This is a genomic window from Ohessyouella blattaphilus (genome assembly GCF_024721265.1).
In the GTDB taxonomy this organism is placed as follows: Bacteria; Bacillota; Clostridia; order Lachnospirales; family Lachnospiraceae; genus Aequitasia; species Aequitasia blattaphilus_A.
Genome location: NZ_JAMXOC010000001.1, coordinates 367,563 through 392,413 on the forward strand (window position 1 = coordinate 367,563; position 24,851 = coordinate 392,413).

Below are 24,851 nucleotides of genomic sequence, written 5' to 3' on the forward strand. Positions count from 1 at the left end.
TTCTCCTTTAATCTTAACTACCGTGTACATTTTTTCCAAAGCAATCAAGGGCTGCCTCTTTAATCATTTCTGACAGAGAAGGATGCGCAACGATAAGTTTTTCCCATTCCTCAAGAGTTAATTTCTGCTGAACCGCTAAGCCCGCAAAGGAAATTAATTCTGGAGCGCACTCTCCAGTGATATGTACACCTAACGTCGTTTTTTTCTTTTTGTCCATAACTACTAAGACAAGACCTTGGGCGCCTTCTGCTAACGCCATCCCGTTCGCACCATAGGAAAAGGAACCTGTCACCGTTTCAATCCCTCTTTCGTTAGCCTGTTTTTCCGTAATACCAACAGCTGCCATCGCCGGAATTGTATAGATACATCTAGGCATCACACTTTCATCTAGAGCATCTTCTTTACCTAAAATATGATCCACTGCTGCCTCACCTTCTGCATACGCTGCGTGAGCGAGCTGAAAGCCGCCAATAGCATCGCCAATAGCATAGACATGAGAAACACTACTTTGTAGATACTCATTTACCTTTATTTCGCCTCTTTCATTTAGCTCAATACCGATACTTTCTACCTCAATCCCTCTTAAATTTGCTTTCCGACCTGTGGCCATCAAGACCACATCCGCTGTAACTTCTCCGTTTTCTTCTCCTTCGTACGTTACCATACGCTGAGCGCCCTTTTGGCTTATCGCCTTTACCCGCGTCCCACATAAAATATTAATGCCACGACGCTTTAATTCCTTTGTCATAAAACTAATAATCTTTTCATCTTCACCTGGAAAAAGAGTTGACAATACCTCGATAACTGTAACTTCTGAACCAAATGAATGAAAAGCACTGGCCAGTTCCATACCGATCACACCACCACCAATTACAGTGAGCTTACTTGGAACCCTCTCTATAGAGAGCATCTGCGTGCTATTTATCGTATACTCTGCCCCGGGAATAGGAACTTCTGTCGGTACAGAACCTGTAGCGATAATAACATCCTTGCCTTTATAAACTATGTCCTCGCACTGGACTTCGCCGGCCTTTTTCATAGTAGCGAATTTACGAATTACCGTAATCTGATTGCTTTTAAGTAGATGATCTACGCCACCAACTAGTTTGTTGACAACTTGAACGCGGCCTTCTTGTATTTTTCGAAAACTAAACAAGCCTGGTTCACGAAAGATTTTCTGTCCTGTCAAGGCTCTTACTCTCTCCATTGCCGAGGCTTTATCTAGTAAGTATTTTGTGGGAATACAACCTACGTTCAAGCAAGTGCCTCCGACATTTTCGCCTTCAAATACCAAGACTGACAAACCTGCTTTTGCCGCCTTAATCGCTGCGTAATAGCCGCCAGGGCCACCGCCGATTACAATTAAGTCGTATATCTTCTCACTCATATCCTTCATCTCCTTCATCACACAAGCGCTAAAGCCGGTTGCTCAATAATCTTCTTTAGCTCGGTTAAAAATTCAGCCCCATAGGCACCATCGATAAGGCGATGGTCGAAACTAGCAGTAATCTTCATCGACTGAACTGGAACAAAAGCTCCATCCTTATACACTGGCCTTAGTTCTGTCTTTCCAAGAGCGAGAATACATACCTCTGGTGGATTAATTATCGCAGTAAACTCTGAGATATCATACATTCCTAGATTGGAAATCGTAACACTTCCGCCACTCATGTCCGCTGGTGCCAACTTCCCATTTCTGGCCTTTTCAATATTGGTCTTATTCTGAGCAGATATCTCAGCGATATTCTTTTTATTAACCTTACTCACCACTGGAACAACGAGACCGTTGCCTGCGGCTACAGCAAGACCGATATTAACGTCCTTATGCTGAATAATCGCTGTATCCGTATAAGATGCATTAATATTCGGATACTTTCTAATTGCGGCCTCAAGGCACTTAAACAAGATATCGTTATAGGAAACTTTTAAATCACCGCTACTATTAATTCTCTGACGAAGAGCAATACACTCTTCCATATCAACCTCAATCGTACCGTGAAATACTGGAATACTTTGACTACTCTCTAACATCCGTTTAGCAATCACCTTGCGCATACTACTTAACGGTACTTCTACATCTCCAGATTCTGTAGCCAGTTCTTGATTGCCGCTCGGTGAGGCATCTAGATATGCCTGCACGTCCGCTTTTTTCACGATATCAATCTTGTGAAACTCTGCAACTTCAGCAAGAGACACCTTAAACTCAGCTGCTAATCGTTTGGCATTTGGCATGGCCTTGACGTTTTCTCTCGTAGCTTTTACAGGCGCGGACTGCTCCTCGGTTCGAATACGCTTTGCCGCCTGCCTATCTATCGGCTGGTACTCTTCTTCATCCTTTATATCTTCTGCTTTCGCGTCTGCCTCCGTTGTCGTTTCTTCAACTAATACATCACTTTCATCTCCGATATAGGCAATCACGTCACCGGCTGTTCTTGTATCCCCTGTCGCGGCAAGAATCTTGAGGACTGTGCCCTTAGCAAAACTCTCCACCGTCATAGTGGCTTTATCTGTTTCCACTTCAAGAAGAGCATCACCACGCTTTACTTGATCGCCTTCCTTTACGAGCCAAGTACCAATTGTGGAAGTATCTGTGGTCTGTCCGCCTGCTGGCATGGTTATTTCTTTTATCATAATCTTCTTCCCACCTTAAAATGCTTTGTTTTCGCCATTCAGTGCCTTTATTGTTGCCTCAACGTACTTCATAATGGCCTCTTGTTCAATCACCATAAGATCTTTCTCTTGACCACGTCCTAAGACATCGTTGGGGTCCATCTTGTCGACATCGTTCTTCGCAAAGTATTCTTTCATGGCCGTAAGCGCCACTCGCTTCATGCCTGTACCAAAGTTTACCTTTGCCACACCCATGCTTGCCGCTTTCGATAAATCCTCATGAGAAATACTCGTTCCCCCATGCAGTACTAACGGAATTTCAATTCTCTCAACCAAGGTCTTAAGAGCCTCAAAGTCAATTGTTACCAAACCATCCTCTTTTAAATGACAGTTCCCGACAGCTACAGCAATGGTATCTACTCCTGTTTCCTTGACAAAGTCCTCGCACACCTTAGGGTCGGTAACCTCACCTTCGTGAAGCTCTCCTGTCGCCGAATTAAATAGAGGCAACTCTCCTACTTCCCCTTCCACTAAAACATCCATTTCATGTGCTCGCTTGGCAATTCTTTTTTGAATCTTGGTCAACTCATCTAAAGGCAAGGCTTCCGATGCAAATATTGGCGCGAACATAACCATATCGAACCCTACTGCTGCCGCGTCGAGCACTAACTGCTCATCGTCTGCCTCATTTAATAGTAGGGCCACTGGTACTTTTGCTTCGTGTGCAATCTCTGCTAACATCGCCTGATAAACAGCTACACTTTCTTTATATTTACGCTTCGGTTCGCCCACGTAGGTCCCACATACACCTATCATAATCGGTGATTTCATGTTTTCCGCTGCTCTTACCATAGCCAAGGTGGATTCTAAACTCCAACTTTCAAAATAGCCAACTGCATATTTATTTGTCAGCGCATCCTTTAACATTGTTTTTACTGAAACTCTACTCATCACTTTCCTCCTAAAATTTGGCTAATTCTCGCACCGTTTCGATAATTCGTTTGGTTGATGGGATTACGTAATTTTCCATTGGCGCCGCAAAAGGCGTCGGTGTATCGTAAGCAGCCACCACCTTAATTGGTGCATCTAAATCAAAAATATTATGTTCCGCAAAATGAGATGCTACTTGCGCTCCCCAACCGTTGTTATACGTATCTTCGTGAACAATACATAACTTACCTGTTTTCTTCACCGATTGTTCTACTGTTTCATAATCAAACGGTACCAGACTGCGGGGGTCGATCACTTCGCAGCTAATCCCTTCTTTTTCTAGCTCCACGGCTGCTTCTTGTGCTCTATAACTCATTAACAAGTTAGCGACGATGGTTACGTCTGTCCCTTCTCGCCTAACTGCCGCCTTCCCGAACTCTACGGTATAGTCTGTCTCTGGAACTTCGCCTGCCACCTTCATCGCATCTTTCTCCTTGCGCGAACCTCCATACAGTAATTTATGTTCAAATACCAGGACGGGATTATCATCTCTTATCGCTTGCTTAAGCATCCCTTTTGCATCATAGGGTGTCGAAGGGCAGATAACCTTAAGTCCCGGAATATGCGTAAAGTAACTTTCCAGACTTTGCGCATGTTGAGCCCCACGGTTTGTAGCTCCACAAGGAGCACGTAGTACCATCGGTACATGTACTGTCCCGCCCGACATATAGCACATCTTTGCTGCCTGATTGACTAACTGGTCCATCATACAAAATAAGAAATCACCATACTGCAAGTCTGCTACTGGACGCATCCCTGTAATTCCAGCACCTACACATACACCACCAATTAGGATTTCGGCAATTGGTGTATTAAGAATTCGTTCATTTCCAAACTCCTCAGCTAAGCCTTTTGTAACTGTAAAGGCGCCGCCCATTCCTCCTTCAATATCCACATCTTCACCGAGACAAAATACAGCTTCATCCCTTCTCATCTCTTCTCTTATTGCTTGTTTTAAAGCATCTGCAATCGATAGTTCTGCCATTATGCGATACCTCCTTCCCAATACACATCTGTTAATGCATCTTCTGGCTGTGGCTCTGGTGCATTTTTCGCGTATTCGATTTCTTCATCTATTTCCGCTAGGATTGCCCCTTCCACTTCTTGCAACTCTTCTTCACTTGCCACGCCTTCGGCTAAAAGTCGATTACGGAACGTTGTCACAGGATCTCTAGAGAACCACTCTGCTTCCTCTTCTTTCGGTCGATATCCACACGCATCATTTCGGGAATGACCACCTATCCGATAAGTCTTCAGTTCTAATATTGTCGGTCCTTTGCCATCACGTGCCCTCTTAATGGCTTTTTTAGCCGCTTCGTTTACCGCAAGCACATCATTTCCATCCACCACTTCACTAGGGATTCCATATGCACTCCCTCTATCGGCTGCTACATTCTCCACTGCTGTGGTCATCTTTATTGAGGTTGTTGCAGAATATAAATTGTTCTCACATACGTATACAACCGGTAGTTTCCAAACCGCCGCCGCATTCAGCGCTTCGTGAAAAGCACCTTCATTACTTGCGCCATCGCCGAAGAAACATACTGCCACATTATCTGTTTTAAGCATCTTGCACCGAAGTGCAACTCCCGCTGCGATAGGGAGATTACCGCCTACAATCGCATTAGCGGTAATCGCTCCTACAGAAATATCTCCCGTATGCATAGCCCCGCCTTTGCCCTTACAGCATCCTTCGGCCTTACCAAACATTTCACACATCATAGACCGAAGGCTTACACCTTTCGCTAAGTCATGACCTGCTGGTCGATGAGTAGTAAGAATATAATCCTCTTTTCTTAAGTCATAGATCATCCCTACAGCACATGCTTCTTGACCATGAGATTGATGTATCGTTCCCGGCATGATTCCCTCTAAAAACAAATAGTAAATCGCTTCCTCATATTGACGAATGAGATACATATCTTTATACATCCCAAGCGCCCGTTCCTTTTTTGGCATTTTGACCATTTCTAATTCTCCTTTCTACTAGCAAATACAAGCTCCGCCATCCATAAGAATGTCGCTTCCCACAAAATAACTACCTAGATCACTTGCTAGCAAGCACACAATCCCAGTTATCTCGTCCATATCTCCAAAACGTTTAATCGGCACTGAGTTTGCCCAATAATCAACCTCAATCTGATCCATAAACTTGTGAGCCCCTGAAATCAAATATCCTGGACTGATAGAGTTCACACGAATTCCATGCTTAATCAGGTTCACCGCCATCCCTTTTGTCAAGTGCTTCGCGCCACCTTTTGAAGCAGTATAAGCAACCATATAGTCTTTTTCTAACCTGGTGGAATTTATAATCGTTCCCGACATTGAGACTGTATTGATAATAGAACCGCCATGCCCATGCTCAATCATTAAATTGGCGCATTCCTTATTAACCATAAACATTCCCGTTAGATTGATATCAATAATCTTTTTGAACTCTTCAACTGGCATATTATTATGGTCGTTACCAACAAAAATTCCGGCATTTGAGTGAACAACGTCAATAGTTCCAAACGCATCCGATACCGCTTTCACCATGTTTTTTATATCTTCTTCTTTTGTCACATCACACCCAACGGCGATTGTTTTTACCCCGTAGCGATTAGCAATTTCTGCCGCCACTACTTTGCTCTCTTCAATAAAAGCTGGCAAATCCACAATTGCTACGTTTGCTCCAAGTTCTGCAAAACTAGTTGCTGTTGCTTTACCGATCCCGCCCTTAGCGCCAGTGACAATCGCTTGCTTCCCTGCCAAAGTAAATCTGTCCTTTACACTCGAGACGTCTTTAACGACTTGATTATTCATTACAACTTTCCTCCTCATCATTGCTTGTTAATTGTTATAGGCTTATTATATTCATGAACGTTCATGAATTCAATCAACATATTTCATAAATATTCATGAATTATTTTAGTAGTATTGCCTATTCAATTTGAATTTGCCCTTCGCTTTTCTGACAATCTCCCTTGCAAACTTAAGATCATCAACACTTAACATCAGCTTCTGAAATTCATGAACATAGCATCTTCCTTTTTTTGTCTCGTTGACTATTTAATTAAAATAGGATATAATTTATAAAATTCAAACAATGATTTAGAGGGAAAACGAAATGACAAATAAAGAATTAGCAAAAATGCTTAATATATCCCAGGCAACCCTTTCGATGGTGCTTAATAACAAGCCTGGAATATCAGAAAACACCCGCAAGAAAGTTCTTGCAGGTGTTGAAAGTCTCGGGTATGGAAATATGATCAAAAAGGATGACAAACCTGTAGATTTAAAAAACATCTGTTTCATAATCTATAAAAGACATGGAGAAATTTTAAATCAACACCCTTTCTTTCTATTGCTAATTGAAGGAATTGAGAGTTACGCAAGAAAGCACGGATATAATCTTCTTTTTCGAACCATCGACCGCAGTCAAGATCTCACGCAGCAAATCAACGAGTTGAACCAACTTCCAATTGAGGGAGCTATTATCTTTGCCACGGAGATGTTCACAGATGATATTCTCCCTTTTCAAAGCCTAGCTATTCCGTACGTTGTTTTAGATAATGATTGGCCCAATCTCAATTTGGACAGTGTGGATATCAATCAACAAATGGGAACCTTCCAAGCAATTAAATATCTTGTAGATAAGGGACATACAAACATAGGCTATTTAAAAAGCGTCACTAAAATCAATAGTTTTAGCGCCCGCCATCGAGGCTTTGAAGAAGCTTTGAATAGTTTTGATTTAAAACTTAACCCCAAGTACATATACTCCGTTCGTTACACTGAAGATGGTAGCTATATTGATTCCCTTGCTTTTCTCACAAAAAAAGCGCCACTTCCTACTGCCTTTGTAACCGATGACGACACTATCGCCTCTGGTTTTATAAAAGCTTGTAAAGAAGTTGGGCTTTCCGTACCTGAAGATATATCCATCGTCGGTTTTAACGACCGGCCTTTGTGTGAAATTGTTTCGCCTTCTCTGACGACTATTCACGTTCCTAAACATTCATATGGCGCCAATGCCTTTCATCTTCTACAACTTAAAATACAATCGGAAGAAGACTTCCTTCGTTCCAACCTATCTTCGAAAATCAGAATAGGCACCCGCCTCGTCGAACGCGAGTCTGTCGCCGCAAAATAGACGAAGCCGCATCCGTAGGGTAACGCGTTTTACCCCAGGTGCGGCCTCTAGTTTTTTTATCAGCTTTAAAACTGAAATCATCATATCAAATGATTGTGAAGAAATCTTGAAGAAAAAATAAATTTTACTGTCTATTTTGTAAGTTCTTCATTACCTCTTTTGCCCGTTCACTTCCGGCGACACCACCGGTGCCTGTTTCCTTAAAAGCGACGTCCATCCGGTCTCCCACTTCTTTCATAGCATCAATCACCTGATCTACAGGAATTTGGCTTTCTATGCCTGCTAGTGCCATGTCCGCTGCCGATAAGGCATTTACTGCGCCAGCAACATTACGCTTTACACAAGGCACTTCCACTAACCCGCCAACAGGATCACAAACCAGTCCCATCATATTCTTAAGCGCCATCGCCGTAGCGTTCATCATCTGCTTAATATCTCCACCTTTTAAGTAGGTTATCGCCGCAGCCGCCATCGCTGCTGCCGAACCAATCTCGGCTTGACAGCCACCCATCGCTCCTGCAAGGAAAGCCCGGTTGCCGATAACATCACCCACACCGGCGGCCACATAAAGCGACTCCACCATGGCATCATCAGAAACCTGCTTTTCTTCATAGTAGGTAACCAGTACCGCCGGCAACACTCCGCAAGCTCCAGCCGTCGGCGCTGCCACAATCCGTTTCATACAGGCGTTATTACAGCCCATCTTGAGAGCATTGGTCATCACCTTAGCCATAAAATCACCACAAAGGCTTTCACCCTTCTCTTGGTAATCCGCCATTAAGCCACCTTCTGGACCGACTAGATGACTTCTGGAATACTGGGTCCGGTCGTAATTATCAAGATTTTCCTTCATAGCTAGCCACATCTTATTCATCGTCCGAATAGACTTCTCTTTGCTTACCCCTCTCGCATCGGCATCTGCAATTAAAATCGCTTCCCAGAAGCTAACGCGTTCCTCTTCGCAGTACGCCCTAATATCTTCCATTGCTGTAAATGACATCTTCTAAGCCTCCCCTATTCATAATCGGCAACATTAAGAAACGTGACCTTAATGATACCCTCTAAATGTTCCAACCACTGCACGGCATTCTCGGGAATGTCCTGATCCACCTCAATGACCATTACCGCCTGACCGCCCCGTTTATCTCGGTATAACTGGACGGTGGCAATGTTAATCTGCTTTTGAAACAACACATTCGCTACTGCGGATACGTGCCCCGGCGAATCCACGTTATAGACGATTAAGGTATTGCTTTCTCCGCGGAAATTCACTTCCACACCGTCTAGCTTATTAATCCGAATCCGGCCACCACCGGTAGAACTAGCTTGTATCTCTAACGCTTTCTTACCTTCGCCTTCAAGTACCATTAAGGCCGTATTCGGATGAGCGTCTTTAATCTCCTTTTCCTTAAAAGTAAAAGTCATTCCTGCCTTCTTCGCCAGCTCAAAACTCTCAGGGATGCTTAAATCATCAGGATGCATTCCCAGTAGCCCAGCTACTAGCGCCTTATCTGTCCCGTGACCCTTCCCAGTAGCCGCAAAAGAACCATGAAGATAGATGGTCGCCTTTGCCGGCTGCTCACCAAAAAGCTGGCGGGCAATGTTCCCAATTTTAACCGCTCCGGCAGTGTGGGAGCTTGACGGTCCTACCATTACCGGACCGATAATGTCAAAAATATTTCCCATAGTATTGTCCTCTCTTTAATACCAATATTCTCTCTCAAGTATAGTATTGAAACTCGCCACTTGCAACTTAAGTCGATAAATATTTTACTTCTTTTTTGGGCTGTGATAAGATTGTAAAGTATGCAAATTAGAGAAGGAAGTATAGATTATGAACAAAAAAGATATCCTAGAAGTCAGGAAACAACTTAGCAAAGAAAACTGTGCCATCACCCGTATTTGCGGGTGTTATGTAACCCACGAAAAGGAAAAGAAATTGGAATTTACCAAGGCCTTTTTATCCCTTGGAGAAGAAGAAATATTTAAATACTTAGATATCCTTAAAAAGACCATGTCGGGTACCTTAGGTAAGAACTTAATGGTTATGGATTTCTCTTTAGAAGCTGAGGCTGACGGCACTCCTCATCACCTTTTGCGGGAGCTTAGAAAGTCGAAACTTCAAGACGATCAGCTCTTGTCTGAATTCTATGATAACATTATCGCTAGCTATGAATATCCAGAGAATTATTATATCGTCCTCGTTCACAGCAATTACGACGTACCAGGTAAAAGCTCCGACGGCATGGAGATGTTTGACGCTTCTGATGAGGTCTATGAACACTTAATCGTCGCCATCTGTCCTGTAAATCTAAGTAAAGCTGGGTTAAGCTACAACGCCCTCACTAACGATATCGAAGAGCGGGTTCGGGACTGGATTGTGGAAGCGCCAATGCACGGTTTCGTCTTCCCAGCATTTACCGATCGCAGCAGCGATTTACATAGCACGCTATATTATTCCAAGAAGCCCGACGAACTGAATCCTGATTTTATCGAGGGTGTTCTCGGGGCCACCTTACCCCTTACGGCTAAGGATCAAAAGAACGCTTTTGACGCTCTTATTAGCGATACTTTAGAAGATGAGTGTGACTTTGACACCGTCAAAACATTGCACGAAAATATCATTCAGTTAGTCGAAGAGGCCAAAGAAAATCCTGATCCTGTGGTGCTCTCAAAGCCTGAGATTAAAAACCTGCTTGCGAAAAGCGGTGCTGATTCAGAGAAGCTAGAAACCTTCGATAACGAGTTCACCGATATCGTTGGTGAGCAGGAAAGACTGATGGCAAATAATTTAACCAGCACCCGCTCTTTTGAAGTGAAAACTCCAGATGTGGTAGTAAAGGTTAACCCCAAAAGAACCGACCTCGTTCGCACCGAAGAAATTGACGGTCGCAAATGCCTGGTTATCGAAATCACCGACAATCTCTACGTTAACGGAATCGACGTAAACAAGTAAAAACCGATTGACTACCACCCCCATCTTTGTTAATATATTCTAGTGAGCGGAGATGGCGGAATGGCAGACGCGCTAGATTCAGGTTCTAGTGCCGGCAACGGTGTGAGGGTTCAAGTCCCTTTCTCCGCACTCAATAAAAAAGGGCTTTTCGAGAGGTGTATTAATTCTCGAAAAGTCCTTTACTGCTTCATATCGTCTTTAATTATCTGTATCCTTCGTCGCCGCATCATCTGTAACATCTGAGCTTTCTTCCATCTGAGGACCAGCTCCAGTTGTCAGGCGCGGTGCTAAGGAAGGATTCGGATCGTCGTCCGTTACAGAAATCACTTTAACGTTATCCATGTCTTTTAAATCACCGGTATAAACAATCGTTACTTCATTACCATCTTTGATACCATTTTTTGAGGTAATCTTCGCATCGCTAATATCGAATATAATTGGCTCATCGTTATCACCGATTTTAACACTCAAGAGCCCCATTTGCACATCCACTACCACTGCCTTACTCGTTATCTGCTCGGCATCCGGTGTAGATGTAGGCTTTGGCTTAGGATTACTATTTCCCGAATCACCCGTCTGAGGCGTACTCGGTTGATCCCCAGAAACCTTAGCTGGTGCTGCCGTAGGTGCCGGTGCCACTTGGCTTAAGTATTCCCCGTAGATATAGGCATCTTTCCCATTAAAATCCACTCTTGACCAGCCATTATCACAGACCCCTGTCCGTCTAATTCCCAAGCCTTGAGCGAGGGAACCAACAATTTCTGAATCTGCTGTATAAGAGGCTCTAATGTGTACTCCTGCGGTTGCATACACCTCTTCGTCCACGTTGTTAATGTTCATCTCACTCTTTGCCGTATCGATATGTTCTCCCTCATCGATGACTCTAATAACTCTAACACCTGTCGTATCCGTACCAGTAATTGTGCCAGTGTAGACAACTGCCACCCAGTGTCCCTCTTCTATACCGTTCTTAAACTCCAGATCAGCATCTTCTATTGAAAAGGATAATACCGTTCCCTCATTCGTCTTAATTTCCATTGTATTCATCGCTGCATGGGTAAGAGTCCCGACAATCGTTTCTTCTTTTTCGATTTTCGTCGCTTCTTTAGTTTCTTCTTGTGTTACTACTAGCTCTTCCGGCACCTTGTCCGCAGCCTCTTCCTTTTTGGAACACCCTGTAGCGAACACCATTAGCACAAGTGCAAATACCATCAACAACTTCGCTTTTCGCATTAATAAACCCCTCTCTTATTCACTTTATTCTCAGCTAATTATAAAGTATCTCTTTCCTTTTAACAACAACTATTCAAATCTTGAAAATCATCGTCGCAATTTTAAAATATATAATTATGGAACACGTATCCACCACCGTGGTGATAACCGGGGAAGCCATAATCGCCGGGTCCAATTTGCACCTTTTTGCAGCAATCGGTAGCATACATCCCACTAGCTTTGCCACCATAATCGTCGCCATTAAAGAAATGGAAACCACGATAGCAATCCCTAGGTCGCGGTACATGATAAAAATGCGAATGCCGTTCATAACAGAAAGGGCTACGCCTACAAGAATCGCCACACGAAACTCTTTCCACAATATCGCCAAGGTGTCGCTAAAATGTAGCTCATCGATGGCTAGACCGCGAATTACAAGGGTCGAACTCTGGGAGCCACAGTTGCCACCCGTATCCATTAGCATGGGAATAAAGGATACTAGAAGGGGAATTACGGCAAAGGCATCTTCGTAGCGCGTAATAATGGCTCCCGTAATACTCGCCGAGAACATTAATACCATTAGCCAGATAATCCGGTGCCTTGCATGGGAAAACACCGAGGTCCGCAGGTAGCTTTCATCGTTACTCTCCATCGCTGCCATCTTCTGGATATCTTCGGTTGTCTCCTCGGTCATAACGTCCCAAGCATCATCAAAGGTTACAATCCCCACTAGCAGCTCATCCTTATCAAGCACCGGCATGGCAATAAGGCCGTATTTACTAAAGCGCTTAGCTACATCTTCTTTATCATCGGTGGTATGAACACAGATAAACTCTTTTAGCATTAAGTCAGCAATACGGGTATCCCTGTGATTTGTCATCAAATCCTTTCCCGTTACGATACCGATTAAGCGCCTCCTCTCCACTACGTAGCAGGTATACACCGTTTCACTATTAATTCCCACACGCAAAATCTTATCCAGAGCTTGTCCTACCGTCATCTCTTGATGAAGAGTAACGTACTCCGTAGTCATAATACTGCCAGCGCTATCTTCTTCATATTTGAGCAGGCGATTGATATTATTCCGCGTGTCTGCGCCGACATTTTCTAATAATCTAGTCACCACATTGGCTGGCATATCTTCAAGAAAATCCACCGCATCATCCGCCGATAGCGCCTCGAGAATACTGCTTATCTCGCCCGGGGTAAACTTCTGCACTAGTGCTTGTTGTTCTTCATCGTCAAGATAAGAGAACACCTCTGCCGCTTTGCTTTTGTCAATCATACGAAAAACTAGGGGTTGTAACTCTGCGTCTAACCCCATTAGTAAATCCGCCAAATCAACCACGTTCTGCTCTTTTAATTTTACCGCTATCTCCCGGTATTTCTTCTCTCCTAATAGATTCATCAAATTCATCATTGTCATTGCTACGCACCTCCATTAGCGGCGCTTTTCAAACAAAAAAAGGCCACCAAAATCCTATCGGATTCGGTGACACAGGAAAAAAGACCTATTAGCAGATTATCTTCTTCTAAAAGGTGAATTTGACATGAACCGAGTCCGATTTTTAGTTTTTAAGTTACAACTTCGTCCCGAACTACCTTCCATGAAAATTCACCTACCTTAAAATTTGTTATTCTTTGGACTGTTTCAGTCTATCTGAAAATAGCGATGATTGTCAACTATTTTATCATCTTTCTTATCTCCTTTTCCTCCTTCTGTAATCGCTTAACTATTTTTTCTAAATGACGCCTTCGGTCAATCTTTCTTCTAGCATCTTATGCCCTCCTTACACCACAAATATCTTTTTTTCAATTCTTTGTGGTGTAACACCCCCTTAATTTATAAAAACCTAAAACGATTTTTGGCAATCGTTTCATTTTTTTTAATTTTTATGCAACGATATCAATAATCGTTGCGCAACGATTGGAACGATTATCCAAACAATTAACTTCACGCAAAAAACGAGCCGCTTATCGCGACTCGCCTCTTAGGTCAATTATTACCACAGTTGTCGGTAATCTCTATTTATTCTGGATAAAGGCATTCAATCTCGTATTCACTAAAGATCTGCAGCCACTTATCACTTGGTTTTGTATCTGTCACGACGGTTGTAATGCTGCTTAGACCACAAATCTGGGTAAAGGCAATCTCGTCGAACTTACTACTATCAGCGGCTAGGATTTTCTCCGTTCCGCTATCTAGCATGGTTTGTTTATTGTTAGCGTGAAGCTCATCGGAATCAGTAATCCCTGCCTTAATATTCACCCCTTTACAAGAGATAATGGATTTATCCACATGGTGAGCTCTTAGCATTTTGTCTGTCTGTGGACCTACCAGGGCAAAGGAGCCTTCTCTTGATAGACCGCCGGTGGAGATTACATTCCAGTCGCTCTTTTCAAAGAGTTCAATGATAATCTCGATGGAGTTGGTGATAATCGTAAGATCCTTTTTATCCTTTAAAGCCTTTGCGATAAACACCGCTGTCGAAGAAGCGTCAAGCATCAGGCTATCCCCATCGTGAACCAGCTTATTGACTAGTTCTGCTAGCTGCTGCTTTTCCGTTACGTTGCGGTTCTTACGGACGTTAAAGGGCACCTCAAGTCCGGCGTTCTCGTTGATAACAGCGCCGCCGTAACTTTTAATCGCAAACCCGTCATTTTCTAGCTTTTCTAGGTCTCTTCGAATCGTTTCTTCCGAGACGTTGTAGATACGACTTAACTCGCCTACTACCACCCGTTTTTCTGCTTTTAGTTTCTCTAAGATCTCATTTCTTCTCTCAATTGCCAGCATCTAAGCCTCTCCTTGTCCTATAAAATTGCATCTCTCACTTTCGGATCTGGGTGAGCGATTACGGTCGAATCGGCATACATACCGCCTTCTTGAATCGATTGTTTTGCCCGGTCTACGGCCGCCTGGACAGCAGACACTTCGCCCGTTAACATAAAGTAAGATTTGCCGCACATTCCCCTGGCGATTCTTAGTTCAATCAAATCAACAATCGCTGTCTTCGCGGCTTCATCAGCAGCAACGATAATGGAAGTAGCATCATAGGTCTCCACAATTCCCAGAGCAGAAACGTCTTCAATCGTTGTGGCTGCATAGATTGCTGGAAAAATCGACTCATGAGGATTTCCAAGGACAAAGCTATTGATATAGTGATTTGCGTGAGTTGTAACAGCCGCATCAACAGCTGCTTTTACAGCGCTTAAATCACCGGTAACAATGGCAATATACTTCCCGGGACAAACTGTCTGTGCTTCGACAATGCTGACTTCCGAGGTTTTTACCATGGTATCTACCGCAGTAATACCAGAAGCAACCGTCCTGTATTCAATCATTCCTATTGCCTTACTCATATCTTTCGTCCCTTCCTATCCTTGAATCGTAATAAATCTATCATCTACAGTACCCACTGTTCCGGAGATAGTGGCGTGAATTCCCACGCTTAACCCCTTCCCAGGTTCAGCAATCAATTGCCCTTTTTTCACTTTATCGCCAACTTTAACAATCGCCTTGGCAGGAGCACCAATATGCTGACTTAGTAGAATTTTAACCGCTTTAACACCTTGCTCTTTTTCGTCAAGGGGTGCATCTTTATTATACTTTACTAAGTCAAGTCGTGCCATTAGTCTTTTCATCGGCACCTTTCGATATTCTCTTTCTGGACCCACTGGCTTTGGCGTTACTTGTGGCATCGGTACGCCATTTGCCTTTAGTTGCCCTTTGTATTCGGTCATTAAAGTTCTTGGTGAGAGGCCTTGGAAGCAAGAATACAGTTCGCAAAGCCCACAAGAACAACAAAAATACGTATTGAGAAAAATATTTGGATCTTGAACGTCTTTAAACGTCGCCGCCCGCATAAACAAATGGGGTTCAATGGGATGACCCAAACGATTACGAGGACATAAATCCGTACACATCGAACAGTTACAACAGCTAGCAGCTGCACGCTTTAAATCGATGGAAGAATTGCTTCTTTTACGCTCCACCAGATAATGATCCTCAGGCAGTACTAAAATCGCATTGGTAGTCTTTGTCACTGGCTGAGAGCCCACACCGATATTTCCCATCATCGGTCCCCCGACAAAATATACCGGGTTCTTCGTTGTTACACCGCCAGCCATCGCTACCACTTCATCTAAGGTGGTGCCAAGCGGTACTTTTACCGTGATTGGCTGTTCTACTTCGGCAACTACTGAGACGTACTTCTCCGTTACCGGCCCTTGACCTGATAGGGCTCGGTAGGCGTTGTAGACGGTTTCTACATTAAAGACTGCCACTCCACTTTCAATAGGCAACCCTCCAGGTCTAACAACTTTGCCGGTCACCTCGTAGATTAGAACCACTTCATCACCTGCAGGGTAGACTTCGTCCAAGAGACCAAGGCGAACGTTTGGATAAGCACCGAGAACATCGTTTAGCGCTTTGATTGTATCTTTATAATGTTTTTTGATGCCGATAATTATTTCTTTAGCGCCTACTGTCTCACCAATCAAATGAAAGGTATCAACGATTTCCTTCGCGTATTTTTTTAATAATTGTTGGTGTAAACGCAGAAGTGGCTCACACTCGGCACAGTTAAGAATAATGGTTTCTGCTTTCTCGGAAAGCTTGGCGTACGTAGGAAAGCCAGCCCCGCCGGCACCTACTACCCCTTTTTCCTGCAGAATACTACTTAATTCTTTAATATCCATTCGCTTACTCCAGTCCTATTCCTTCATCGATGATACCCACAATTGCAGCATCTACCGGAGCATCACTCATTCCGGTGCCCACTCTCGCGGCGCTGCCAGTAGATACAAGAACAACTTCACCGATACCAGCGCCGATTTTATCTACGGCAACCAGTCTTGCTCCGCTCTTTTTCATTTCATCTAAAGGTTCGATAATCATAAATTTATTACCGACCAAACTATCACATTTGCGAGTGGAAACTACGCTTCCTACAACTTTTCCTATCAGCATAAGTTCTTCCTTTCTCTGAATTGCCTTACTTTACAATTCGTAACTTATCTCCTGTACGAATGCTAGCTGCATTGGCCTCATCCGTGTCGATATGCATCTCTAAGGTAAAGCTTTCATCCACACGTACTTGGACGTGATTAAAAGTAGTACCCCTTTCGTTGTCCGCCACTACTGATACTTCTTGATTATCAGTAACACCGGCAGCCATGGCATCCGCTGGTGCCATATGAATATGGCGCTTAGCTATGATACAGCCTTCATTTAGATATACCACGCCTTTTGGTCCCACAAGGGCAATCGGCGCTGAACCTTTCGTATCACCAGACTCTCTAATAGGAGCCGGTACCCCGAGCTTTACGGCGTCGGTCTTTGATACTTCTACTTGTGAGCCTTTTCGCACAGGGCCTAAAATTCTCACATTCTCTATCGCTCTTAGCTTAAGGCCAACAATCGTTACCACTTCATTGGCAGCGTATTGTCCTCCCATCAGCTCTTTTTTCTTAGTTAATTGATACCCTTTGCCAAATAGTTTTTCTAAATGCTCCTGGGTTAAATGTACGTGTCTGGCAGATACGCCTACAGGTACGTAAAAATCTTGCTCTTTAAACGCCTCTTTTTTATCAAGGGCTTCGATTACCATTCTGGTTATAACTGCAACATTATCACTATTCATAGTTTAACTCCTGTCACGCGCTATGCGCTTGGGGACGGGGTTTTTTTCGAAAAAACTCCGTCCCCAATGATTTCCTTCTACCTATTTAAGAGTTGGAAGAATTTTCTCTACATCGTTGTGTGGTCTTGGGATTACGTGAGTTGCTACCAATTCACCAAGGCGACCAGCTGATTCTGCTCCAGATTCAACTGCAGACTTAACTGCACCAACATCTCCGCGAACCATAACACTTACAAGTCCTGAACCAATTCTTTCAGTTCCTACTAAAGATACGTTAGCTGCTTTTAACATTGTATCAGCTGCTTCAATTGCTGCTACCAAACCACGGGTTTCCACCATACCTAATGCTTCTTGTGCCATTCTTTTTTCCTCCTTTTGTTCTGATAAAGAATTACTTGCACCATTTGTTGCTTTTTGTACTCTTGCTATTGTTTTCGCAGGCGCCTTCGCTGTGGTTGATCTCTTTGCGGGCGCGCCGCTCTTCGTTTGTTTTGACTCTGCCATTTGTCTGAGCCTCCTAATCTACACGGTTAACGCTTGAATTAATAATCTTAATTACCTCTTCGTGGGGGCTAGGAATCACGCATGATCCTGCCGGTTTGATGAGGGCAGTATTATTTGCGCTTTCGATTGCCTGCGTAACTGCGGATACATTCCCTTTAATGATTACCGTAACCAGACGGCCGCCCAATTTCTTTTCCCATGTGACTAGCTCTACACTTGCAGTCTTGCACATCACATCAATCGCGTTAATCGCCGCTGTAGTACTAGGGATTTCAAAAAATCCGTATGACTCTCCCATCTTCGTCTCCTTCCGCCGCGTATCTATCACCTTATTATTTAAGTGTCGGAAGAATTTTCTCTACGTCGTTGTGAGGTCTTGGAATTACGTGAGTTGCTACTAATTCGCCAAGTCTTCCGGCTGCATCTGCTCCCGATTCAACGGCTGCTTTTACTGCACCTACGTCTCCACGAACCATAACGCTTACTAGGCCAGAACCGATTTTTTCAGTTCCTACTAAAGATACTTCTGCTGCTTTTGTCATTGCGTCAGCTGCTTCGATTGCTGCTGTTAAACCACGTGTTTCGATCATTCCTAATGCTTCTTGTGCCATTTTTCAAATCCTCCTAGACTTCTTTTGTTTGTTTTTTATTAGTGCCACTGCCTTTATCAAAGGCGTTAAGCTTTAACATCTTCTCAGTTCCTTCATCCGGTCTGGCAATTGCATACTCTGTTACGACCCCGGATAATTCGTTCGCCCGATTTTTAGCGGCTTCGAGAGCGGCCTCCACATCGGCTATATCACCGCGAAACTTAATCATAACAATGAGGGGAACGGGAAGTTCATCCGCGTTTCCAGGTTTATTTTTATCAAAAGGCTCTAGCGTTACATTCCCGGCTTTACATCCGGCGTCTGCCGCTGCGAAAGCGGTGGCTAGGCCAAAAACCTCAATCATTCCTACTGCTTTATGCATCAATTTTTCACCTCAACCTATTTGTTGATAATTGCTATCTTAAGGCCTTCCATGCGAAGGTTTGTCTCGTGAGCTTCATTGATTTCTTCAAGTGGAAATTCGTGAGAGATCAAATCGTCAAGAGGTAGACCAATCGCTTTTGCTCTCTTTAGGAAATCAAAGGTCGTTGCATAATCTCTCAAAGTATACACCCAAGAGCCGACTAAGGTAATCTCTTTTGAGCATAAATCAAAGTGAGGATTAATGGTTGCATCGCCACCGTTGATGAAAAATCCTAACTCGCAAAGACCGCCGCCGTTTCTAATAAACTTGTAAATATTTGCATGAGCAATCGGTGAACCGGTACATTGGAAAGCAAAGTCTGCTAAGTGACCGCCGAAAGCTGCTTTTACACCTTCTGCCAACTCTTCAATGCCGTTGTGATCTTTAAAGTTTACAGAATTATCTGCGCCCATTCGTTTCGCAAAGTCGAGACGTTTTTGTTCACCGTCTACAGCTACGATGTTTTCAATTCCCATGGTCCGTAGAATCGCGATACAGATAAGACCAATCGGTCCACATCCCTGGACAACTACGCGAGAGTTGAAGCGAAGAATACCTGTTGTCTTGGCTCTTTCCACTGCGTGAATAAGTACCGCACAAGGCTCGATTAGGATTCTTGATTTTAAATCTAAGTCGCTGACGTTGAAGACAGAAGACCCTTCCCGAATCAAAATGTAATCGCCAAACCAACCGTTGAGATGGATATCATCGTCTGGTAATAGGCCGTAAACATCAGCGCCGCCTACGTTTTGTTTATTTAAGTCAAACATGGTAATCGCCGGATCATCTTTAAAAATCATACAGGTAACCACTTTATCACCAAGGTTTAGAGGCTTGCCGGCGCTATCAACCTTGACATTCTTACCCATCTTCACGATTTCCCCAGTTCCTTCATGACCAAGCACAACGGGAATTAGGTTAAAAGGATCGTTTTTAAACTCATGAGCATCCGTTCCACAGATCCCGCAGCCTTCTACTTTTACTAGAATATCGCCGTCTCCTACTGGAGGAATCGGGTACTCTTTCAGTTCGTAGTGCTTAAGGGCTGTTAGCATTGCTACTTTTGAAGTAGCAGGAATGCTACCGTTTGCTTTGTTATTGCTTGTAGAAGCACTACTGGCAGAACCGCTCATATTTTCGAGGACCTGCTTTACAATAGCTTCTACATTTGCAGAATTCATTTCCATTATCTTTCCTCCTATATTTATCTGATGCACAAACTATCGGTCATCACACAACGTCTTTTCTTAACGAAAGAGCTTGCACTTGTAAGGCCTTCACCGGTACGACTGGCAATGGTAAAGGTACAAAAGCCTTCGCCGCCGAAGCCAAGAGCCGCATATGACGGTCCATTCTTTACAAGAATGGCGGTGTCAATCGCCTGAGCATACTTCGTAATATTATCCACGTTTTTGGAGTGGATATGAGCTGAATGACGATTGCCGTGCTCTAACCAAACAGCTTTCCGAACCGCATCATCAAAATCTGTAGCCCGAACAATCCCGAGAATCGGCATCATCAACTCTTCAGCAATTAAAGGATGTTCTTTCTCACCTTCGAAGATAATACAGCGAATGGTATCTGGTACCTGTACGCCGATCATTCCCAGCAAGGTCTTGGCATCTCGTCCAACACAGTGGCGATTAAGCCGACCATCTTTTAATACAGTTGCAAGGAGTTGTTCTTGCTCTTTCGCGTTTGCCAGGTAACAACCTTGTTCACTAGTCATATAGTGAATCAGTTCATCGGCAATGCTATCAAGGGCTACTACTTCCTTCTCTGCGATACAAGGAAGGTTATTATCGAAGGTACAACCGTTTACAATATCCTCGGCTGCTTTTCTAATATCCGCAGTGGTATCCACTAAAGCTGGTGGATTACCGGCACCAGCACCGATTCCGCGACGTCCTGATGAAAGGACTGCCGTTACCACTCCTGGGCCTCCAGTAGCGGCGATTAATTGAATCGCTGGGTGCTTCATCATAACATTGCTAGTCTCCATCGTCGGCTTAGCTACGGTACAAGCGATGTTGTTTGGGCCACCGGCTGCTAAAGACGCTTCGTTAATCATGTTAACAGCGAAGATTGATGTCTTAATCGCTGCTGGATGAGGATTAAAGACTACGGTATTCCCACCGGCAACCATGCCAATGGTGTTACAGATTACCGTTTCACTAGGGTTGGTGCAAGGGGTAATCGCTCCGATTACACCAAAGGGTCCCATTTCCACTAAGGTAAGTCCCCTGTCTCCCGACCAAGCGGTGGTTGTAATATCTTCCGTTCCCGGTGTCTTTTCCGCTACCAAGTGGTGCTTTAAGATCTTATGGGGAACATTTCCCATGCCTGTTTCCTGAACTGCCATATGGGCAAGGATCTCGGCATTTTCTTTCGTTCTTTTACGGATCTCCGTAATTATCTTTTCTCTTTGGTCCATGGACATCTTATGTACGTATGTCTGGGCTTTTGCTGCCGCTTCTATGGCTTCTTCCATTGTGGAAAATACGCCACTTGTGGCACCCTCACCGCTTTGAAGCTGAAGCTTTGCCATAACTTCACGTACGATGTTTCCGACCATTTGTTCATCTACAGACACGTTCTAACCTCCTCGAAAACGGCTTTTCCATAAGCTGCTAGCGCCGTATCCTCAGCCGCACTTCCGCCGCTTACCCCCAGGGCACCGATGACTTTATCGTTCACCGTCAGAGGCTCGCCACCACCGAAAATCACGATTTTTCCTTCATTCGTATACTGAATTCCATAAAGGGATTCTCCTGGCTGACTTAACTCTCCTAGCTTGGCAGTGGACATCTTTAGACTGGCTGAAGTATAAGTTTTATTAAGAGCGATATCAAAACTAGCGATGTAAGCGTCGTCCATACTCTGAACGCTTACTGGGCGACCGGCGCCGTCAGAAATTGCGACCACCGCTTTCACACCCATCGCTTTCGCCTTCTCCATCACCTTTTGGATCAAGGCATTGGCTAATTGTAGGCTCATACACTGCTTATATCCGTCTTCGTTAATTGTTTTATTTAAAACAGCTTCTACTATTTTCCCAATTTCTTGTTCATTCATAGTATGTCTCCGCAAATTATTTGCCGAGTTGCTCCATTACTTTCTTTGTGATAGAAGCTACTAGGTCTGCATCCGCACCGGTTACGATATTTGACGTGGAAGATCCGCAGCCATTACCACAGCTGTGACAGCTTGGCTTACCTGCTTGTGCATTCGGGCATACATTTGCTGGATGCTTTCCTGGCATACCGAATTGTCTTCTGATTTCATATAATCTCTGTACTTGTTCTTCGCTTAACTCTTGTGGTCCACCGATTTGCATCGTTTGCCATAATAGACGAGCGTAAAATTCTACTGACTCCATCTTGTGGTAAGCATCTAATAAAGATACAGAGAAGGTTAACGCACCGTGATTTTCTAATAAAACAGCGTCAAAGTATGGTAAGTGCTCTTCTACTGCATCAGGAATTTCCTCTGTTGAAGGCGTTCCGTACTTAGCAATTGGTACACAGCCAAGAGAAATAACTGCTTCTGGCATAATTGGTGCGGTAAGAGGAATACCAGCGATTGCAAAAGTAGTTGCATAAAGAGGATGAGCATGAACTACTGAGTTTACGTCCGGTCTTTCCTTATAGACACGCATGTGCATTTTTATTTCTGAAGAAGGTTTAAACCCTTTGTTTGCCTGAATTACATTTCCATTAGCATCTACTTTACAGATGTATTCTGGAGTCATAAAACCTTTACTAACACCAGTTGGTGTACATAAAAATTCATTATCATTTAATTTCACAGAGAAGTTACCATCGTTGGCAGCAACCATTCCTCTGTTGTAAACACGTTTACCAATTTCACACATCTCTTTTTTGATTTCGTACTCGTTTACCATCCTAATTTTCCTCCTTGGATTTAAAACCTTTGTTGTTTTTATATTGTTTTTATGTTGTTTCTTGTTGCCTTCTTCATTAACTTACCACACAATCCCACATATGTCAATGTGGTTTTCCTTGTAAGTCGTGCAAAAAGCGATTGACTTTCGCTTTCGTTTACGAAGAAGCGATAAGGCGAGCGCTTTTTATTCGGCGCCAAGCCGCAGTGAGGATTTACCGCCAGGTAAATTCGAACTGGCACGACTTACCTAACCCTAACTCTCCCAAGGCAACACATCGCCCTCTTCTTTGAGGTATTCTAAAAGCTCGGGAATCCCCTCATTTGCCTTTGAGTCAATATAAAAAACCTGCTGGCAACCAGCTAATCGTAACCAGTTTGCCGCTCGTTCTTTATTAGCGTGAGGATCGTTTATCTTGGTCACAATGCCTACCACATCGCGGTTGCAGGTAGCGGTGACACAAGGGGGAAATAATGAATATTCCTCTGTGGCACCAATTAGAAGGCCTACCACATCGGCTTCGTAGGTATAAAGGGCTAAGGCAGCGCCTAGGCCGTGGGTCTGGGCGTATTCTCCCGGCGTATCAATAATCACATCGAAGTTATTGATATACTGGGTTTTGTGATAATGGATTTTCTCTCCCTTTAACGCTTGAGTAAGGGTGGTCTTTCCCGCCTCCGAGCGCCCCATTAATACGATTTTCTTCATTTTCATCCATCCTTACGTACGCGTAATCTCGCACACCTGAAAGTTCATCTTCGTTTCCACGTAAGCTAATACTGCGGAAATGGAAGCTTCCACTTCAGAAATCGTCCCTGTTACAATAAGCGTACCGCTAAAGCGGTCCACAAAGCCGATTTCGATGCCAGCGGCTTTCATCGCTACATCCGCTGCGATAATCGCTGTCTCTGCTGGCGATATGGTCAACACCCCGATGGCGCTTTTACTGTGATCAATTCGTGGATCTAGACCTAACTTCCGGTAAAGCTCTGGGTCAGGACTGGCGATCAAGTGAGCGATTGTAATCTCTTTACCAGGAACAAGCTCCTGAACAATTCTACTAGTGCCTTCGTACTCTCTACTCATCTTAACCTCCTATCTGGCAATGCACGCCGGTATTGTCTGTAGCTATCTTCAGTAATTCTTTCATCTTCTCATCCGTCGGACTTTTTACGTCACCCATAAGATAGGGACGGTTAAGCCCTTCGTATTTGCCCTGGCCGTACTTGTGGTACGGCAGCAAATGCAATTTTTCCACCTTTGGTAGGCTCTTGGTAAAAGCAGCGATATCTCTAATTTCCTGCTTCGTATCGTTAAATCCTGGCACCACCGGCACCCGGATGCTTAGCTTGGTGAGCCCTGAGGCAGATATCTTCTTGGCATTTTCTAGCATCAGTTCATTGGGCTGACTGGTAAATTCCTTATGCTTAGCCGAGTTCATGTGCTTAATATCCATTAAGTACTCGTCGATATAGGGAAGCATCGGTTCGATTACCGACCACTGGGCCCGACTAGTGGTTTCCACCGCCGTGGAAATCCCGCTGGCCTTAGCTGCCCGCAAAAGCGCTAGGGCAAACTCCGGTTGGTTTAAGAATTCGCCACCGGAAAGCGTTAAGCCTCCACCAGTTCGTTTATAATACGGCCGGTCCTTAAGAACCGTCTTCATAACTTCTTCTACCGTTACATCTTGGCCCATAGTCTTTGGTTTTCCCATGACCGTCATGGTCTCGATTTCGTAGTTTTGGGACTCTGGGTTACAGCACCAACGACAACGCAGGGAGCACCCTTTCAAAAATACGATTGTGCGAATGCCTTTGCCATCGTGAATGGAATATCTCTGGATATCGAAGATACGACCCTGTGTCTGCATATAATTATCCATGT

General features: G+C 43.9%; 28 protein-coding genes and 1 tRNA gene. 3 read left to right on the forward strand and 26 right to left on the reverse strand.

The features are described 5' to 3' along the window. Window positions 1–13 precede the first annotated feature (13 nt). The 6 genes from lpdA to NHH16_RS01545 are packed head-to-tail and all read right to left on the reverse strand — an operon-like array spanning window position 14 to window position 6,405. On the reverse strand, window positions 14–1,387 hold the full coding sequence (lpdA, locus tag NHH16_RS01520) for a dihydrolipoyl dehydrogenase (protein WP_262067832.1): 1,374 nt from the start codon (window positions 1,385–1,387) through the stop codon (window positions 14–16). A 17-nt stretch (window positions 1,388–1,404) separates the two neighbouring features. Continuing rightward, complete coding sequence (locus NHH16_RS01525; protein WP_262067833.1) at window positions 1,405–2,631, reverse strand: dihydrolipoamide acetyltransferase family protein; 1,227 nt, start codon at window positions 2,629–2,631, stop codon at window positions 1,405–1,407. Between the two features lie 15 nt (window positions 2,632–2,646). After that, window positions 2,647–3,561, reverse strand: a complete 915-nt coding sequence (locus NHH16_RS01530; protein WP_262067834.1) for a class II fructose-bisphosphate aldolase — start codon at window positions 3,559–3,561, stop codon at window positions 2,647–2,649. A 10-nt stretch (window positions 3,562–3,571) separates the two neighbouring features. Next, complete coding sequence (locus NHH16_RS01535; RefSeq protein ID WP_262067835.1) at window positions 3,572–4,585, reverse strand: alpha-ketoacid dehydrogenase subunit beta; 1,014 nt, start codon at window positions 4,583–4,585, stop codon at window positions 3,572–3,574. After that, complete coding sequence (locus NHH16_RS01540) at window positions 4,585–5,568, reverse strand: thiamine pyrophosphate-dependent dehydrogenase E1 component subunit alpha (RefSeq protein ID WP_262067836.1); 984 nt, start codon at window positions 5,566–5,568, stop codon at window positions 4,585–4,587. Before NHH16_RS01540 ends, NHH16_RS01535 begins: the two co-directional genes overlap by 1 nt. Window positions 5,569–5,586: 18 nt before the next feature. Then, window positions 5,587–6,405: an SDR family NAD(P)-dependent oxidoreductase gene (locus tag NHH16_RS01545; protein WP_262067837.1), complete on the reverse strand. Its 819-nt coding sequence runs from the start codon at window positions 6,403–6,405 to the stop codon at window positions 5,587–5,589. Between the two features lie 304 nt (window positions 6,406–6,709). Between NHH16_RS01545 and NHH16_RS01550 the strand changes: the two genes are divergently transcribed. Continuing rightward, window positions 6,710–7,735: a LacI family DNA-binding transcriptional regulator gene (locus tag NHH16_RS01550; RefSeq protein WP_262067838.1), complete on the forward strand. Its 1,026-nt coding sequence runs from the start codon at window positions 6,710–6,712 to the stop codon at window positions 7,733–7,735. A gap of 124 nt (window positions 7,736–7,859) precedes the next feature. On the opposite strand, the gene sdaAA is transcribed toward NHH16_RS01550, so the two are convergent. Beyond that, a complete protein-coding gene (gene sdaAA, locus NHH16_RS01555; RefSeq protein WP_262067839.1) occupies window positions 7,860–8,735 on the reverse strand; it encodes an L-serine ammonia-lyase, iron-sulfur-dependent, subunit alpha in 876 nt (291 codons plus the stop codon). 14 nt (window positions 8,736–8,749) lie between these two features. Then, window positions 8,750–9,421, reverse strand: coding sequence for an L-serine ammonia-lyase, iron-sulfur-dependent subunit beta (gene sdaAB / locus NHH16_RS01560; protein ID WP_262067840.1), 672 nt, complete (start codon window positions 9,419–9,421; stop codon window positions 8,750–8,752). Window positions 9,422–9,569: 148 nt separating this feature from the next. On the opposite strand from sdaAB, the gene NHH16_RS01565 reads away from it, so the two are divergent. Together NHH16_RS01565 and NHH16_RS01570 are read left to right on the forward strand one after the other, a co-directional pair. Continuing rightward, complete coding sequence (locus NHH16_RS01565) at window positions 9,570–10,691, forward strand: DUF4317 domain-containing protein (RefSeq protein WP_262067841.1); 1,122 nt, start codon at window positions 9,570–9,572, stop codon at window positions 10,689–10,691. Between the two features lie 46 nt (window positions 10,692–10,737). Then, a tRNA-Leu gene (locus NHH16_RS01570) sits at window positions 10,738–10,820 on the forward strand. A 69-nt stretch (window positions 10,821–10,889) separates the two neighbouring features. Here NHH16_RS01570 and NHH16_RS01575 read toward each other — a convergent pair. From NHH16_RS01575 to NHH16_RS01660, 18 genes are all read right to left on the reverse strand, one after another. Continuing rightward, complete coding sequence (locus tag NHH16_RS01575) at window positions 10,890–11,924, reverse strand: hypothetical protein (RefSeq protein WP_262067842.1); 1,035 nt, start codon at window positions 11,922–11,924, stop codon at window positions 10,890–10,892. A 73-nt stretch (window positions 11,925–11,997) separates the two neighbouring features. Next, a complete protein-coding gene (gene mgtE, locus NHH16_RS01580) occupies window positions 11,998–13,329 on the reverse strand; it encodes a magnesium transporter (RefSeq protein ID WP_262067843.1) in 1,332 nt (443 codons plus the stop codon). A 603-nt stretch (window positions 13,330–13,932) separates the two neighbouring features. After that, window positions 13,933–14,697: a DeoR/GlpR family DNA-binding transcription regulator gene (locus tag NHH16_RS01585; protein ID WP_262067844.1), complete on the reverse strand. Its 765-nt coding sequence runs from the start codon at window positions 14,695–14,697 to the stop codon at window positions 13,933–13,935. Between the two features lie 17 nt (window positions 14,698–14,714). Next, entirely contained in the window at window positions 14,715–15,263 is a 549-nt protein-coding gene (locus tag NHH16_RS01590) for a BMC domain-containing protein (protein WP_262067845.1), read from the reverse strand. 15 nt (window positions 15,264–15,278) lie between these two features. After that, the gene (locus NHH16_RS01595) at window positions 15,279–16,601 is read right to left on the reverse strand and encodes a 4Fe-4S dicluster domain-containing protein (RefSeq protein WP_262067846.1); all 1,323 of its coding nucleotides are present in this window, start codon (window positions 16,599–16,601) and stop codon (window positions 15,279–15,281) included. A gap of 4 nt (window positions 16,602–16,605) precedes the next feature. Then, a complete protein-coding gene (locus NHH16_RS01600; protein ID WP_262067847.1) occupies window positions 16,606–16,872 on the reverse strand; it encodes a EutN/CcmL family microcompartment protein in 267 nt (88 codons plus the stop codon). A 25-nt stretch (window positions 16,873–16,897) separates the two neighbouring features. Continuing rightward, a complete protein-coding gene (gene pduL / locus NHH16_RS01605) occupies window positions 16,898–17,545 on the reverse strand; it encodes a phosphate propanoyltransferase (protein WP_262067848.1) in 648 nt (215 codons plus the stop codon). An 81-nt stretch (window positions 17,546–17,626) separates the two neighbouring features. Further along, window positions 17,627–17,905 carry a BMC domain-containing protein gene (locus NHH16_RS01610; protein WP_262067949.1) on the reverse strand — a complete coding sequence of 93 codons (279 nt, stop codon included), beginning with the start codon at window positions 17,903–17,905 and terminating at the stop codon, window positions 17,627–17,629. Between the two features lie 157 nt (window positions 17,906–18,062). Then, window positions 18,063–18,347 carry a BMC domain-containing protein gene (locus NHH16_RS01615; protein WP_262067849.1) on the reverse strand — a complete coding sequence of 95 codons (285 nt, stop codon included), beginning with the start codon at window positions 18,345–18,347 and terminating at the stop codon, window positions 18,063–18,065. 34 nt (window positions 18,348–18,381) lie between these two features. Then, window positions 18,382–18,660 (reverse strand): BMC domain-containing protein, encoded by a 279-nt coding sequence (locus NHH16_RS01620; protein WP_262067850.1) that lies wholly within the window; start codon window positions 18,658–18,660, stop codon window positions 18,382–18,384. A 13-nt stretch (window positions 18,661–18,673) separates the two neighbouring features. Continuing rightward, window positions 18,674–19,021 carry a BMC domain-containing protein gene (locus NHH16_RS01625; RefSeq protein WP_262067851.1) on the reverse strand — a complete coding sequence of 116 codons (348 nt, stop codon included), beginning with the start codon at window positions 19,019–19,021 and terminating at the stop codon, window positions 18,674–18,676. Between the two features lie 17 nt (window positions 19,022–19,038). Continuing rightward, entirely contained in the window at window positions 19,039–20,250 is a 1,212-nt protein-coding gene (locus tag NHH16_RS01630; protein WP_262067852.1) for a zinc-dependent alcohol dehydrogenase, read from the reverse strand. 17 nt (window positions 20,251–20,267) lie between these two features. Next, the gene (locus NHH16_RS01635) at window positions 20,268–21,656 is read right to left on the reverse strand and encodes an aldehyde dehydrogenase family protein (RefSeq protein WP_262067853.1); all 1,389 of its coding nucleotides are present in this window, start codon (window positions 21,654–21,656) and stop codon (window positions 20,268–20,270) included. Beyond that, window positions 21,647–22,138 carry a GlcG/HbpS family heme-binding protein gene (locus NHH16_RS01640; RefSeq protein ID WP_262067854.1) on the reverse strand — a complete coding sequence of 164 codons (492 nt, stop codon included), beginning with the start codon at window positions 22,136–22,138 and terminating at the stop codon, window positions 21,647–21,649. The genes NHH16_RS01635 and NHH16_RS01640 overlap by 10 nt, the downstream gene beginning before the upstream one ends. A 16-nt stretch (window positions 22,139–22,154) precedes the next feature. Beyond that, the gene (locus tag NHH16_RS01645; protein ID WP_262067855.1) at window positions 22,155–22,967 is read right to left on the reverse strand and encodes a class II aldolase/adducin family protein; all 813 of its coding nucleotides are present in this window, start codon (window positions 22,965–22,967) and stop codon (window positions 22,155–22,157) included. Window positions 22,968–23,222: 255 nt separating this feature from the next. Then, window positions 23,223–23,675 carry a EutP/PduV family microcompartment system protein gene (locus NHH16_RS01650; protein WP_262067856.1) on the reverse strand — a complete coding sequence of 151 codons (453 nt, stop codon included), beginning with the start codon at window positions 23,673–23,675 and terminating at the stop codon, window positions 23,223–23,225. A gap of 12 nt (window positions 23,676–23,687) precedes the next feature. Next, window positions 23,688–24,053, reverse strand: a complete 366-nt coding sequence (locus NHH16_RS01655) for a BMC domain-containing protein (protein WP_262067857.1) — start codon at window positions 24,051–24,053, stop codon at window positions 23,688–23,690. A gap of 1 nt (window position 24,054) precedes the next feature. Beyond that, window positions 24,055–24,849: a glycyl-radical enzyme activating protein gene (locus NHH16_RS01660; RefSeq protein ID WP_262067858.1), complete on the reverse strand. Its 795-nt coding sequence runs from the start codon at window positions 24,847–24,849 to the stop codon at window positions 24,055–24,057. Window positions 24,850–24,851 lie beyond the last annotated feature (2 nt).